The 14,788-nt window shown below is 63.3% G+C and carries 13 protein-coding genes; 5 read left to right on the forward strand and 8 right to left on the reverse strand.

Annotation, left to right across the window (positions count from 1 at the left end):
• The first annotated feature begins 36 nt into the window (after positions 1-36).
• On the forward strand, positions 37-393 hold the full coding sequence (locus tag ACODSZ_RS02680; protein WP_008329255.1) for a hypothetical protein: 357 nt from the start codon (positions 37-39) through the stop codon (positions 391-393).
• Here ACODSZ_RS02680 and ACODSZ_RS02685 read toward each other — a convergent pair whose 3' ends face one another.
• Complete coding sequence (locus ACODSZ_RS02685; protein WP_175343478.1) at positions 394-1,392, reverse strand: 2-hydroxyacid dehydrogenase; 999 nt, start codon at positions 1,390-1,392, stop codon at positions 394-396.
• 348 nt (positions 1,393-1,740) lie between these two features.
• Between ACODSZ_RS02685 and ACODSZ_RS02690 the strand changes: the two genes are divergently transcribed.
• Complete coding sequence (locus ACODSZ_RS02690; RefSeq protein ID WP_008329259.1) at positions 1,741-3,027, forward strand: MFS transporter; 1,287 nt, start codon at positions 1,741-1,743, stop codon at positions 3,025-3,027.
• Between the two features lie 76 nt (positions 3,028-3,103).
• On the opposite strand, the gene ACODSZ_RS02695 is transcribed toward ACODSZ_RS02690, so the two are convergent.
• Positions 3,104-3,604 (reverse strand): GNAT family N-acetyltransferase, encoded by a 501-nt coding sequence (locus ACODSZ_RS02695; RefSeq protein ID WP_488926993.1) that lies wholly within the window; start codon positions 3,602-3,604, stop codon positions 3,104-3,106.
• Positions 3,601-3,885 carry a type II toxin-antitoxin system TacA family antitoxin gene (locus ACODSZ_RS02700; protein ID WP_008329267.1) on the reverse strand — a complete coding sequence of 95 codons (285 nt, stop codon included), beginning with the start codon at positions 3,883-3,885 and terminating at the stop codon, positions 3,601-3,603. The genes ACODSZ_RS02695 and ACODSZ_RS02700 overlap by 4 nt, the downstream gene beginning before the upstream one ends.
• Positions 3,886-4,252: 367 nt before the next feature.
• Here ACODSZ_RS02700 and ACODSZ_RS02705 point away from each other — a divergent pair, with 367 nt between their 5' ends.
• Entirely contained in the window at positions 4,253-6,481 is a 2,229-nt protein-coding gene (locus ACODSZ_RS02705; RefSeq protein ID WP_175343476.1) for an NADP-dependent isocitrate dehydrogenase, read from the forward strand.
• Between the two features lie 116 nt (positions 6,482-6,597).
• Here ACODSZ_RS02705 and eutC read toward each other — a convergent pair whose 3' ends face one another.
• Genes eutC through eat form a run of 3 tightly spaced genes read right to left on the reverse strand, consistent with a single transcriptional unit; the run spans position 6,598 to position 10,288 of the window.
• Complete coding sequence (eutC, locus tag ACODSZ_RS02710; protein ID WP_175343475.1) at positions 6,598-7,467, reverse strand: ethanolamine ammonia-lyase subunit EutC; 870 nt, start codon at positions 7,465-7,467, stop codon at positions 6,598-6,600.
• The gene (locus ACODSZ_RS02715; protein ID WP_175343474.1) at positions 7,464-8,870 is read right to left on the reverse strand and encodes an ethanolamine ammonia-lyase subunit EutB; all 1,407 of its coding nucleotides are present in this window, start codon (positions 8,868-8,870) and stop codon (positions 7,464-7,466) included. Before ACODSZ_RS02715 ends, eutC begins: the two co-directional genes overlap by 4 nt.
• Positions 8,871-8,914: 44 nt before the next feature.
• Complete coding sequence (gene eat / locus ACODSZ_RS02720; protein WP_488926994.1) at positions 8,915-10,288, reverse strand: ethanolamine permease; 1,374 nt, start codon at positions 10,286-10,288, stop codon at positions 8,915-8,917.
• Positions 10,289-10,486: 198 nt separating this feature from the next.
• On the opposite strand from eat, the gene ACODSZ_RS02725 reads away from it, so the two are divergent.
• Together ACODSZ_RS02725 and ACODSZ_RS02730 are read left to right on the forward strand one after the other, a co-directional pair.
• Positions 10,487-11,491 carry a helix-turn-helix domain-containing protein gene (locus ACODSZ_RS02725; protein WP_488926995.1) on the forward strand — a complete coding sequence of 335 codons (1,005 nt, stop codon included), beginning with the start codon at positions 10,487-10,489 and terminating at the stop codon, positions 11,489-11,491.
• Positions 11,492-11,584: 93 nt separating this feature from the next.
• Positions 11,585-13,453: a peptide transporter gene (locus tag ACODSZ_RS02730; protein ID WP_488926996.1), complete on the forward strand. Its 1,869-nt coding sequence runs from the start codon at positions 11,585-11,587 to the stop codon at positions 13,451-13,453.
• Between the two features lie 4 nt (positions 13,454-13,457).
• On the opposite strand, the gene ACODSZ_RS02735 is transcribed toward ACODSZ_RS02730, so the two are convergent.
• Positions 13,458-13,691, reverse strand: a complete 234-nt coding sequence (locus tag ACODSZ_RS02735; protein ID WP_488926997.1) for a YkgJ family cysteine cluster protein — start codon at positions 13,689-13,691, stop codon at positions 13,458-13,460.
• A gap of 50 nt (positions 13,692-13,741) precedes the next feature.
• Positions 13,742-14,674: a LysR family transcriptional regulator gene (locus ACODSZ_RS02740; RefSeq protein ID WP_488926998.1), complete on the reverse strand. Its 933-nt coding sequence runs from the start codon at positions 14,672-14,674 to the stop codon at positions 13,742-13,744.
• Positions 14,675-14,788 lie beyond the last annotated feature (114 nt).

A 14,788-nucleotide genomic window follows, 5' to 3' on the forward strand; every position in this document is an offset into this window, starting at 1 on the left:
TGCTGGGCGCTCCCCCTCTTCCGCCGAAAGACAGTCATGAGCGAAAAGCTGAGCGCCGAGCGCCATACCCCCGATGAACTGACCCAGGAACTGGAAGCGCTGGACATGGAAATCGTCCGCTGCGCCGTCATCTGCCAGGTGCGCCTGTTCGATCCCGGCGTGCTCAACCGGGTGCTGGACAACAATGAACAGGTATGCGGCCAGTATCATCCGACCGCCTTCCAGAGCCTGCGCGGCCTGCTCTACCTGCATTTCGACATGCAGCGGCAATTGACGCAGACCTATGGTGCCGATGACGCCGAGCACATCATCCGGCGCGTGTACGCGTACTTGCGTCCCCGCATCGGTGACCAGTTGGGGACGCTCTTCGACCCCCACCACCCAAGCGCCTGATCAGGCCACCCGCCGCTCACCCAGGTCGGTCCCGGCGGCAAAACCGCTGAGGTTGTCGATCGTGGTCTGCATGATCTGGCCGATGGCTTCTTCGGTGAAGAAGGCCTGGTGGCCGGTGACGATCACGTTGGGAAAGGACACCAGCCGCTGGATGACGTCGTCGGTAATGATGGTCGAGGACAGGTCCTGGAAGAACAGGCTGGCTTCCTGCTCATAGACATCGATAGCCAAGCCGCGCAAGCGGCCGCTCTTCAAGGCAGCAATGGCAGCTTCCGTATCCACCAGGGCGCCGCGGCTGGTATTAACCAGGATGCAGCCGGGCTTGGCAAGCGCCAGGCTGTCGGCATTGACCAGGTAGCGGGTCGATTCGGTGAGGGGGCAATGCAGCGAGATCACGTCACTGGCGGCGAAGAGTTCATCGCGGCTCACGTAACGCCCGCCCGGCGCCTCGAAGTCCGGATTGTGATGCAGGTCGCTGCCCAGCACGGTGCAGCCGAAACCGGCCATGATGCGGGCGAACAGCGCGCCGATCTTGCCGGTCCCGATCACCCCCACGGTCTTGCCGTGCAGGTCGAAGCCCATCAAGCCTTCCAGCTCGAAATTGCCTTCCCGCGTACGCAGGCTGGCACGTGCGATCTTGCGATTGACTGCCAGCAGCAGGCCCACGGCAAACTCGGCCACCGAATACGGCGAGTAATCCGCTACCCGCGCCACAGTGATGCCCAGCCGACGGGCCGCCTGGGTATCGATGTGATTGAAGCCGGTAGAACGCGTGGTGATGAAACGCACGCCCAGCCCGGCCAGCCGCTCCAGCACGGCGGCCCCCAGGTCGTCATTGACGAAGGCCGCCACGGCCTCGCAGCCACTGGCCAGTTGTGCAGTCGTGCTGTCCAGACGATCCTGCAGGAAGATCAGTTCATGTCCGGCACCACAGGCGGCATTGGCGCTTGAGAGCAGGGTCTGGTCGTAACGGCGGGCGCTGTAGACGGCGGTTTTCATGGGGACCTTTCATGGATGTACTGTGCGAGCCGGGTTCGGGATCATGGCGCTTTGCCGCATTGCACCATAGTCCGGCGGACATCACCTTGATGCAGCGCAGTTTGTCCTGCCCAGGGCGTTTTGTGAGAGAAATGGCGCCTGAAGCTTTCATCCAGCTATCGAAAAAACCGATATTTGCATACGCAGTGCAGCAAGCCGGTCCTACGGGCCGCTTTCAGGCATAGAATCCCCGGCGCAATAGCTGTTCCCACTAAAAAAGATCCTGACACAGGCTGCCGCAGGGCAGTACGAGACAGGCGCAAGACCGGAATCAACACGGTCCGCCCAACAGATAACGAGGCACATCTCATGACGACATCCACTTCTTCACCCTCGAAGTTTTCCACGGTGCTGCGCGTGACCAGCGGCAATTTCATGGAAATGTTCGATTTCTTCCTGTTCGGATTTTACGCGACGCATATCTCCAGGGCCTTCTTCCCCAGCGGCAACGATTTTGCCTCGCTGATGCTGACCTTCATGACCTTCGGCGCCGGCTTCCTGATGCGTCCGCTGGGCGCCATCATCCTGGGCGCCTATGTGGACCGTGTCGGCCGCCGCCAGGGCCTGATCGTGACCCTGGCCCTGATGGCGCTGGGCACCATGCTCATCGCCTTTGTCCCGTCCTACGCCACCATCGGCGCGCTGGCCCCCATGCTGGTGCTCATCGGCCGCCTGCTGCAAGGCTTCTCGGCCGGCGTGGAACTGGGCGGCGTGTCGGTCTACCTGGCCGAAATGGCCACGCCCGGCAACAAGGGCTTCTATGTGAGCTGGCAGTCGGGCAGCCAGCAGGTGGCCATCATCGTGGCGGCCGGCATCGGCTACCTGCTCTCGACCACGCTCACGCCGGCCCAGGTCGGTGACTGGGGCTGGCGCGTTCCCTTCTTCATCGGCTGCCTGATCGTGCCGGTGCTGTTCGTGATCCGCCGCTCGCTGCAGGAGACCGAAGAGTTCATGCGCCGCAAGCACCGCCCCAGCACCGGCCAGATCTTCCGCTCCATGATCGAGAACTGGAAGCTGGTGATCGCCGGCATGATGCTGGTGTCGATGACGACCGTGTCGTTCTACCTGATCACGGTCTACACCCCGACCTTCGGCAAGAAGGTCCTGATGCTGTCCACCGAGTCCAGCCTGATCGTGACCTTGTGCGTGGGTCTGTCCAACTTCATCTGGCTGCCCATCATGGGCGCGCTGTCGGATCGTATCGGCCGTCGCCCCATCCTGGTGACCTTTACCGTCCTGACCATCCTGACCGCCTACCCGGCCGTGAACTGGCTGGTCCATGACGCCAGCTTTGCCAAGATGCTGATGGTCGAACTGTGGCTGTCCTTCCTGTACGCCAGCTACAACGGTGCGATGGTGGTGGCGCTGACCGAAGTGATGCCGGCCGACGTGCGCACCGCAGGATTCTCGCTGGCCTACAGCCTGGCCACCGCCGTCTTCGGCGGGTTCACCCCGGCCATTGCGACGGGTCTGATCCAGGCCACCGGCGACAAGGCCGCCCCGGGCATCTGGATGAGTGCAGCCGCCGTGTGCGGGCTGATTGCGACCCTGATCCTGTACCGCAACAAGGCGGCACCGCAGGCGGTGACGGCCTGAGACTGATTCTTGTACTAGCTATTGGGATGGGCCGCAGCGTTGCGGCCCTTTTTTATGGTGATGCAGAAACACGGACTCACACTTGGCGGACCGATGTCAACGGCAGGAACAGTGTCAGCGGCGCATCCTGAAAGGCGACGAAACCATGATGCCGGTAGAAGGCCGCTGCCTGTGCGTCTTTGGCATCAACTACCATGACTGCGCCCGGTATCTCGGCGGCGATGGCGCGATACAAGGCATTGACCAACAAGGCGCCCCCGAGGCCGCGACCTTTGAATTCACGGTCCACTGCCAGGCGTCCCAGACGGATGGCAGGGATGGCGCCATAGCGCGGCAACTTGCGGCGCAGCGCGTCAGACAGTCCCGCCAGCGGAACGCTGGCACTGGCCAGCGTGTAGAAGCCTGCCACGCGCTGCTCATCGTCCACCGCCACGAAGCATGCAGCGACACGGCGGCGAATATCCTGCGTCACCTGTTCGCGCAGGTAGCGATTCAATGCAGGCGAACCGGATTCAAAGCGACTACGGTCGTGAGATGCGATATCGAGCGCCGTCACCAGAAACGGCGGGCGCGTCATTCTTCGCTGCGCAGCAGTTTGTCATGACGCACCATGGCGCGTCGCAATGCGGCCGACGGTGGCGGCGGCGACAGAAGAGCATCGGCGAAGCGCTGCTGGTCTTCCAGCGACAAGCGGATCACTTCTGCCTGCTCAATGGCTCGTTGCGCCGCGTCCTGGACCGCCGCGACAACGAAATCCGTCAACGTCCGCCCTTCGATCTCGGCGGCGCGCTTGAGCAATTGCTGCAATTCGGGACTGATTCGGGCTTCAAGCCGCGCAGTTGAAACGGCAGGCATCATGAATTCCTCCTTGATTGGCATTGTACGGCAAATTGCCGGACGATAGAAAAAAGTGAACGCATGACAATAGCAGAGCCAGGGGGAGATGAATAAAAGCAGAGAAGGAATCGAGTCAAAAGCAAAAATTTCTTCAAGTCTTATATAAGAGTTGAAGCATTTCGCCCCGCTTAGGAGTAAACTACCGCTGTTTTTTGCCGCGGCTCTCTGGCAGCAGTACGCCAGCCATGCCGCCCCGGGAGACGAATTTCCGCGCAGCACAGCCGACAAGGAGGTGGCGCCAGCCCAGGCCGACAGAGTCAGGGCGGACCATCCGGCGCTGCGGGGATCGCACCAAAGCACATCAACACACCAACGCAAGGACATCATCGTGACTACTGGCAACCCGACCATCATCTATACGCTGACCGACGAGGCACCCTATCTGGCGACCCACTCGCTCTTGCCCATCGTCAAGAAGTTCACCGCCGCGGCCGGCATCGACGTCGTCGAAAGCGATATTTCGGTGGCTGCGCGTATCCTGGCTGAATTCCCCGAGTACCTCACCGATGAGCAGAAAGTCCCCGACAACCTGGCCGCACTGGGCGCACTGACCCAGAGCCCGGAAGCCAACATCATCAAGCTGCCCAACATCAGCGCCTCGATCCTGCAACTGCAAGCCGCCATCCGCGAACTGCAATCGCGCGGCTACAAGCTGCCGGACTACCCGGAAAACCCGACCACCGAAGAAGAAAAGGCCCTGCAAAAGCGTTACGCCAAGGTCACCGGCAGCGCCGTCAACCCGGTCCTGCGCGAAGGCAACTCGGATCGCCGCGCGCCCAACGCCGTCAAGAACTACGCCCGCAAGCACCCGCACTCGATGGCCAAGTGGTCCATGGCCTCGCGTACCCACGTGGCGCACATGCACGGCGGCGACTTCTACGCCGGCGAAAAGAGCCTGACCCTGGACAAGGCCGTGGACGTCAAGATGGACCTGGTCACCAAGTCCGGCGAAACCATCGTCCTGAAGCCGAAGATCTCGCTGCAAGCCGGTGAAATCATCGACAGCATGTTCATGAGCAAGCAGGCCCTCTGTGCCTACTACGAAGAGCAGATGCAGGACGCCTTCGACACCGACCTGCTGCTGTCGGTGCACGTCAAGGCCACCATGATGAAGGTCTCGCACCCGATCGTCTTCGGCCACGCCGTGCGCACCTACTACAAGGACACCTTCACCAAGCACGCCAAGCTGTTCGCCGAGATCGGCGTGAACCCGAACAACGGCATGTCCGGTGTCTACGAAAAGATCAACACCCTGCCCGAAGACAAGAAGGCCGAAGTGCTGGCCGACCTGAAGGCCGATGAAGCCAAGCGCCCGCGCCTGGCCATGGTGGACTCCGCCAAGGGCATCACCAACCTGCACGCCCCCAACGACGTGATCGTCGACGCCTCCATGCCGGCCATGATCCGCGCAGGCGGCAAGATGTGGAACGCCGCCGGCAAGACCGAAGACACCAAGGCTCTGCTGCCGGAATCGACCTTCGCCCGCATCTACCAGGAAATCATCAACTTCTGCAAGACCAACGGCGCCTTCGACCCGACCACCATGGGTACCGTGCCCAACGTCGGCCTGATGGCCCAGAAGGCCGAAGAATACGGTTCGCACGACAAGACCTTCGAAATCGCCCAGGCCGGCGTGGCCCGCATCGTCACCCTGGACGGCCAGGTGCTGCTGGAGCAGAACGTGGAAGAAGGCGACATCTGGCGCATGTGCCAGGTCAAGGACGCAGCGGTCCGTGACTGGGTCAAGCTGGCCGTGACCCGCGCCCGCCTGTCCGGCATGCCGGCCGTGTTCTGGCTGGATCCGTACCGTCCGCACGAAGCCGAACTGATCAAGAAGGTCAACACCTACCTGAAGGATCACGACCTGACCGGTGCCGACATCCAGATCATGTCGCAAGTGCGCGCCATGCGTTACACCCTGGAACGCGTCATTCGCGGCCTGGACACCATCTCGGTGACCGGCAACATCCTGCGCGACTACCTGACCGACCTGTTCCCCATCATGGAACTGGGCACCTCGGCCAAGATGCTGTCGATCGTCCCGCTGATGGCCGGTGGCGGCATGTTCGAAACCGGTGCCGGCGGCTCGGCCCCCAAGCACGTGCAACAGCTGGTCGGTGAAAACCACCTGCGCTGGGATTCGCTGGGTGAATTCCTGGCCCTGGCGGTGTCCATCGAAGACGTCGGCATCAAGACCGGCAACGCCCGCGCCAAGATCCTGGCCAAGACCCTGGATGCTGCCACCGGCAAGCTGCTGGACAACAACAAGTCGCCCTCGCCCAAGACCGGTGAGCTGGACAACCGTGGCAGCCACTTCTACCTGGCCCTGTACTGGGCCCAGGAACTGGCCGCGCAGAAGGACGACGCCGAGCTGGCCAAGCAGTTCGCACCGCTGGCCAAGGCACTGGCCGAGAACGAGCAGAAGATCGTCGAAGAGCTCAACTCGGTGCAGGGCAAGGAAGTCGACATCGGCGGCTACTACCTGCCGGATCGCGAAAAGACCTTCGCCGTGATGCGTCCGAGCGCCACGCTGAACCAGGCGCTGGAATCGCTGTAAGCCGTTGATCGTTGCCGGGAGGGATGATCCGACCTCCCCGGCAGCAAAACGAAAAGGCCGCGAATGCAGATTCGCGGCCTTTTCCGTTAACGCTGTATCGAGCAGAAGTTACCGGCTCAATCGCCTCCCAGCAGGAAATTGCGCCGCACATCCAGTTCCTCTGCCGCACTGGCCGTCTCATCCTTCAAGGCCACGCCCGACAAGCCACGCTCATGCGCCTGCGCCATCAGGTAATGCAGCTTATAGGCCGCCTCGGCGTACGGCAGACCTTCCGGCCGCACATTGGAGATGCAGTTGCGGCTGGCGTCGGTGAGCCCGCGCGAGGGCATCCAGGTCAGATAGAGCCCCATGCTGTCAGGCGAACTCAAGCCCGGTCGCTCGCCGATCAGGATCACCACCAGCTTCACGCCCAGCAGTTCACCAATCTCGTCAGCCACCGCGACCCGCCCCTGCTGCACGATCACCGGGGGCGCCATCGACCATCCTTCGGACGCGATGCGCTGCATTACCTGGGCCAGGAAAGGGGCGGCATTGCGTACGATGGCCAGCGCCGACAAGCCATCAGCGATGACGAAGCCCACATCGAAGCGCCGTTGCGGCGCGGTGCCGAAACGTTCAAGCAACTGCTGGCGCGAACTTTCCGACAGCTTGCGCCCGAAGTCCGGCCGCTGCAGGTACATCAGCCGATCGGCGGCCGCACTCTGTACATCCGGGATAGCCTGGGCGGCGCAGATCCCTTGTTGCTGCAACTGATCCTTCAGTCCAGCCACGTCCAGCGGCAGATGCACGGCATCGCGTGCCTGCGCATGGGCCAGCTGGAAAGCCAGCTGCGGCGCGGTTGGCAGGCTGACGCCACTGCGTCCCAGGGCGATGCGTGCAGCGGTAAAACGGCGCAGGGCTTCCCACGGATTGGCCGTGACGTTTTCTGCACCGGGGCTGACGTTTTCTGCACCATGCGGTGAAAGCTCGTGGTCGTCCATGGTCATTGAAGGCGCAGCAAGGTATCGCGAAAACCGGGCGGCATGTCGGCATGCAGGCGGAATGCCTGCTCCTGGCCGCCCGCATTGAATATCTGCATCCGCTGCAGCCACGCCTCGAATTCGGGAGCCGGCCGCGAACCCAGTACCCGCCTGGCATACAAGGCATCGTGGAAGGAAGTGGTCTGGTAGTTGAGCATGATGTCATCCGAACCGGGAATGCCCATGATGAAGGTGCAGCCTGCCACGCCCAGCAGGGTCAGGAGCACATCCATGTCGTTCTGGTCGGCCTCGGCGTGGTTGGTGTAGCAGACATCGCAGCCCATGGGCAGGCCCAGCAGCTTGGCGCAGAAATGGTCTTCCAGTCCGGCACGGATGATCTGCTTGCCGTCATAAAGATATTCCGGCCCGATGAAACCCACTACCGTATTGACCAGCAGCGGCTTGAACGCCCGCGCCACCGCATAGGCGCGTGCTTCGCAGGTCTGCTGATCGACGCCATGATGGGCATTGGCCGACAGCGCACTGCCCTGACCGGTTTCGAAATACATGACGTTGTCACCCACGGTGCCACGTTGCAGGGACAGCGCCGCCGCACGCGCCTCAGCCAGGATGGCCAGGTCGATACCGAAGCCGCGATTGGCTGCCTCGGTCCCGGCAATCGACTGGAACACCAGGTCCACCGGCGCGCCGCGCTCGATGGCTGCAATCGTGTTGGTGACGTGGGTCAGCACGCAGGATTGCGTGGGGATTTCGTAGCGCGCGATCACCTCGGCCATCATCCCGACCAGCTTGACCACCTGCGGCACGTTGTCCGTGGCGGGATTGATGCCGATGACCGCATCGCCGTTGCCATACAGCAGGCCATCGAGCATGCTGGCGGCAATGCCGCTGGCGTCATCGGTAGGGTGATTGGGCTGCAGGCGCGTGGACAAGCGGCCGGGCAGGCCGATGGTATTGCGAAAGGCCGTGACCACACGGCATTTCTTGGCCACCAGGATCAGATCCTGATTGCGCATGATCTTGGAGACGGCAGCCGCCATCTCCGGTGTGACACCGGGGGCGACCGCTGCCAGTACGGTGCTGTCGGTGTCGTCGGCCAGCAGCCAGTTGCGCAGGTCGCCCACGGTCAGGTGGGCAATCGCTGCAAACGCTGCGCGGTCATGACTGTCGAGGATGAGGCGGGTGACCTCATCGTCTTCGTAGGGAATCAGCGGCTCCTGGAGGAAGGTCTTCAGCGGCAGCTCGGCCAGCGCCATCTGTGCGATGGCGCGCTCCTCGGCACTGGCAGCGGCCACACCGGCCAGCAAGTCGCCTGAGCGCGCCGGGCTGGCCTTGGCCATGAGCTCCTTCAGATCACGAAATGCGTAGCTGGTGCTCCCCGCGCTGTGGCGAAAACGAGGTGTCGACATGATCGGTTGCTCCCTGAAAAAGCGCGCTGTCACATGCGCCCGCCTCAAGCCGGCAGGCCACGTCCCGAACGATGACGCGCCGATGCAAGGTAGCACACATATCCCAGTGCCATCAGCGCCACGAAGATGCCGAAGATCAGCGGATTGTAGTAGATCATGGTGGCCATGCAGACCAGCGCACCGAACAATGCAAAGGCCGGGAAGTAGGGATACAGCGGCGCCCGGAAAGGCCGCTCCAGGCCAGGCTCGGTGCGGCGCAGGCGCAACAGCGACAGCATCGACAGGATGTACATCAGGATCGCACCGAACACCGACATGGTGACGATATTGGCGGTGAGCGTCTGGCCGCCGATCTTGATGAGCTCGTCGCTGTAGATGGCGGCGATGCCCACCACCCCGCCAGCCAGGATGGCGCGGTGCGGCGTCTTGAAGCGCGGATGGATCCGGGCGAAATACGCAGGCAGATAGCCTTCGCGGGCCAGCGCAAAGATCTGGCGCGAGTAGCCCAGAATGATGCCGTGGAACGACGCCACCAACCCGAACAGGCCCAGCCACACCAGCATGTGCAACCAGTTGCTGTTGCCGCCCACGATCAGTTTCATGGCCTGCGGCAGCGGATCATTGATATTGGCCAGCTTGGTCCAGTCGCCGGCCCCGCCAGCGAAGAGCATCACGCCGATGGCCAGCACCACCAGCGTGAGGATGCCGGTGATGTAGGCGATGGGAATGGAGCGCCTGGGGTCCTTGGCTTCTTCGGCGGCCATGGCCACGCCTTCGATGGCGAGGAAGAACCAGATCGCAAACGGAATCGCCGCGAACATGCCCGGCACCGCCGCCAGGCTGAAGCTGTCACTGCCCGACCAGCCGCCCTTGGTGAAATTGATCAGCGAGAAACCTGGCGCCACCACCCCCATGAAGACCAGCAATTCGAAGATCGCCAGCAGCGTCACGAAGAGCTCAAAGGTGGCCGCAATCTGCACCCCGACGATATTGAGCGTCATGAACACCAGATACGCGCCCAGCGCCGCCAGCTTGGGATCGATATCGGGGAACTGCACATTGAGGTAGGCGCCGATGGCCAGGGCGATGGCCGGTGGCGCAAAGACGAATTCGATGAGCGTGGCCGCGCCCGCCAGGTAGCCGCCCACCGGCCCGAAGGCGCGCTTGCTGTAGGCAAACGGCCCACCCGCATGGGGAATGGAAGTAGTCAGTTCGGTAAAGCTGAAGATGAAAGTGGCATACATGGCCGCAATGAACAGGGCCGTGACCGTGAAGCCCAGCGTGCCGGCGCTGGCCCAGCCATAGCTCCAGCCAAAGTATTCGCCGGAAATCACCAGCCCGACCGCAATGGCCCAGAGCTGCAGGGTGGACAGGACGGGCTTGAGGGTATGGCCCTGCCCTGAAGAGCTTGCATTCATCGGATTCTCCCGTTGGCGCGAAGGACGGGCCGCTGCGTGGCGACCCCTGTGATAGGACTGGCGGGCATGGCGCTTGCTTGATCTGGCGCAATACGCTGCCCTGCCGACCCAATATAGCAACGGCGATTTCGGCGGCGTTATCGAAATTCGGCAAACCTGCGCGGCTTGCGAGCCGCCGGTCGATCAAGGAGTCTGCCCATGTCCGCGCTCTCACTGTCCCAGCCTGACACACCTGCCACGCACAGCCAGCGGGCATTGCGCACCGCCGTTGCGCGCGATGTGGATGAGCATGCGCACAACCTGACGGACTGGGAACAACGCTACGACCAGATCACCTGCGGTCGCTTTGAAGGCGTGCTGCAGGAGTGGCAGAGCAGCGGTCTGCAGATTTTCCGCGAGGCCAGCAGCCGTGCCGTGCGCCAGTCCTGCCAGGTATGGCCCGATGCCTTGTGGTTCGGTATCGAGGTGCGCACCAGCGGCATGCGCATCAATGGCCGCCAGGTGGGTGAGGATGTGGTGATGACCCGTCCGGGTGCCTGCGAATTCGAACTGGTCACGCCGGATGCCCATGCAATCTACGGCATCGTGGTACAACGCGACGCCCTGCAATCGAGTGCCGCACGGCTGGGCTGTCAGCCGGACTGGAACCGCCTGCACCGGGCCGAACTGCTCAAGGTCGGGCATCAGGGTCTGGAAGATTGCCGCCAGCAGATCGCTGCCCTGCTCGCCCTGGCGGGCCAGGCCAGCGGCGCCCACGCCCATGCCGCCCTGCAACTGCGCCAGGAAGCCGTGCTGGTAGCCTTGCTGGCCATGCTGGACGAGGGCGAGATCGAGGCGCAAGCCGGTGCCAGCTTTCTGCGCCGCCGCCGTATCGTCAACGATGCGCGCGAGTTCGCGATGGCGCATCAGGACAGTCCGGTGACCGTCCCCATGCTGTGCGAGGCCGTCCACGTCAGTCGCCGCACGCTGCAATACTGCTTCGAGGATGTGCTGGGCATGAGCCCCATGAGCTATCTGCGCTCGCTGCGCCTGAACGGGGTGCGCCGCGCCCTGTGCGCGGGCGATGGCAGCCAGGCCGTCGGCAGCATCGGCGACATCGCTGCCGCCTGGGGCTTCGCCAACTTCAGCCAGTTCTCCTGCGACTACAAGAAGCTGTTCGGGCAGACGCCGTCGGCCATGGTGCAGGCGCGCACCCGGCATTGAGCCAGTCCTCGGGCCGCGACGATCTTGCTGGCGGCACGGCGCCGAAGACGGCACAATGCCGTCTGCGCCACTGACCACCCGAATGAGCCCCCGATGACGGCCAGCCAAGACGACATTTTCTCCCTGGAAAAATTCGAGTACCTCTGCTACGCACGCCAGCGGGAGCCCGCCGCACAGGAACTGGTGCGCCTGCTGCAACTGATCGATCGGCAGTACGGGCAACTGGCCGGCAGGTTTTCCTTGCAGGTCTCGCCGGCGGTGACCCAGGCCGAACTGGAACAGCACACACTGGCGCGCCTTACCGGCGCCATCTCGGCACTGCTGTCGGATCCCGGCTTTCACCTCAGTCCCAACGGTTTCGGCCAGCTCATCCAGTTCCAGCGCTGGCTGGCGGCGCTATTCGGGGCGAGTCACTTCATCAATGCCGATCACATCCTGCGCTCGCTCAATTTCGGCGGTCCGCAATCGGCGGTATTCGAGGTCAAGCCGCTGGACCTGGTGAAATTCTGTCTGCTGTACTCCCCCGAATCGGAATTGCCGCTCGATGTGGAAGCGCTCTGGGTCCAGAACAAACCGCTGGCCGCCGCGCTGTTCCTGGCATTGATGTCGCCGCGCTTTCTCGGTACGCCGGCGGCGCATTCCAAGCGCGAGGCCCTGCTGCACTGGCTGCCCGAACGACTGCATGAACTGGATTCCCTGGACGGGCTGCCGGTTGCCGTGCTGCATGACGTCTACATGCACTGCAGCTACGCCGACCTGCCGCAGCGCCATCGCATCAAGGGCGCCATCAACCTGCTGCTGCTCGGCAAGCTCGCTGCCGACGGCCTGCATGATCTGGCGCAGGACGGTGGCGGGCGCGTCAATGGCAAGCCGGTCATGCTGGTCTTGCTGGAGTGGTTTTCCGGCGGACACTCGATCTACCGTACCCACTCCAAGACGCTGGAGGCGGCACGCCGCCATTTCCACGTGATTGCCCTGGGCTACGCGGCCAATACCGACGAACTGGGTCGCGCCGTCTTCGATGAATTCATCACGCTGGAGCAGCCCGGCGACCTGGTGTCCAGTCTGCGCACCGTGCGCGAGACTGCACAGGCGCGTCGACCATGCGTGTTCTACATGCCCAGCGTGGGCATGTTCCCCATCACCATGTTCGCGGCCAATCTGCGGCTAGCGCCCTTGCAGGTGGCCGCGCTCGGCCACCCGGCCACGACGCATTCCTCGCGCATCGACTACATCAGCGTGGAAGAGGATTTCGTCGGCGACCCGGCCTGCTTCAGCGAAAAGCTCTTGCGCCTGCCCGCCGATGGCCAGCCCTACCGTCCCACGGCCATCCCCTTTGCCGTACCGCGCATGGACCGACGCGACCAGACGGTGGTCAATGTGGCCATTGCAGCCACTACCATGAAACTCAATCCGCGCTTCCTGATGGCGTGCCAGCGCATCGTGGAATTGTCCGCGCGGGCAGAGGGCGGGGCCGCGCGCCAGGTGCGACTGCATTTCCTGGTGGGCCAGGCGCAGGGCCTGCTCTATCCGCAGCTGCAGCGCCTGATCCTGCGCTACATTCCGTCGGCGCAGGTCTATGCGCACCAGCCCTACCAGCAGTACCTGTCGATCTTCAACCAGTGCGACATGTTCCTCTCGCCCCTGCCCTTCGGCAATACCAACGGCATCATCGATGCCTTCACGGTCGGACTGCCGGGCGTCTGCAAGACCGGGCCGGAAGTCTTCGAACATATCGACGAAGGACTGTTCCGCCGCGTCGGGCTGCCCGACTGGACCATCGCGGCCACGCTGGATGACTACATCCTGGCCGCCGTACGCATGGCCACGGACTATCCGGCGCGCCGTGCGCTGTATGCGCAACTGGCCGATCCGCAAGCCTTGCGCCGGCTCTTCGAAGGACGTCCGGAGTCGCTGGGTGATGCCCTGGCGGCATTGTGCAAGCAAGCCATCAGCCCTTGAGGGATCAGTCCACGTGCTCGGTGCCCTTCATGCAGGCCAGCGTGGCATTGACCTTGCTGGTCAGCTCCACCGGCACCATGCCACCGAGCCCGTCACTGAGCTCGCCGCAGTAGAAGGACACGCGAAAGTGCGCGCAGCAACCGCCGCAGGCGGTACAAGGATTGTCAGGAGAATCGGCCATGTCGGTGAAGAGCCGGTCTTCATCGACGATCCATTGAAGGGCTGCGTGTGCGGGCATGAAAGTGGCGTGGTGGATATCAGGCAAGCAGAGCAGCTCGGGGCCTGCCATTATGCGATGTTCCGGCGCCTGCGCACAGGACTGCCCGCTTCGGCGCGCGCCTTGGCCTCGACCAGCTCCAGCAGACCTTGCGCGGCAATGGACAGGCTGCGCTCCTTGGGCGTGACGATCAGCAGTGGCCGCACCAGCTCCGGCGCATCCACGGCAATGGCGACCAGGTTGGGCAGACGGAACTGGAACAGCGTCAGCTCCGGCACCACGCTCACGCCCAGCCCGCTTTCTATCAAGGCCGCCAGCGTGGCCAGGTGCTCTACCTCCAGCCCGGTGTGGATCACGCCACCAGGTCGCAGCACCGCCTCCAGGTGCTGGCGTACGCTGGTCGAGCGCGCCAGGTGGATCATCTCGCAACCGGCCAGTTGCGCCACCTTGATGCGTCGCGTCCCGGCCAGCGGATGGTCCTTGCGACACACCAGATAGAACGGATCGGCACACAACGGCTGGGTACTGAACTCCAGCAGATCGGGACCCGGCGCGGTCAGGGCGATGTCGGCCTTGCCATGCCGCAGCAGCTCCAGGCACTGGTCCGAAATGGCATCGAACAATTCCACGGTGACACCCGGATGGCGCTGCCGGTAGGCCGCCAGCACCGGCGGCAGCCAGCCCGCCGCCAACGACGGCAGGGCCGCAATGGCCACCCTGCCCTTGCGCCGGGCGACATAATCATTCATGTCCGCCAGCGCCGCCTGCATGTCCGCCACCAGCTGGCGGGCCACCTGGACGAAGACTTCACCTTCGGGCGTGAGGCTCACGTTGCGCGTATCACGCTCGAACAGGCGCGCGCCGGTGGCGCTCTCCAGTTTCTGGATCATGGCGCTGAAGGCTGACTGCGAGAGGTGGCAGCGCTCGGCCGCATGACCGAAGTGCCGGCACTCGGCCAGAGCCAGGAAGGCTTGCAGCAGGCGCGTGGAAAGGTTGGCTTGCATGAGATGGAGGTCGCCGGATTATGCTGAAAATCCGGTCAATCAATCGAAAAAAGCGACTTTACAACAAAATCGGCCGCCACCTACACTCGCCCTGCTCACATCTCGCCCCCCCTG

The organism is Herbaspirillum sp. FG34 (assembly GCF_057809315.1).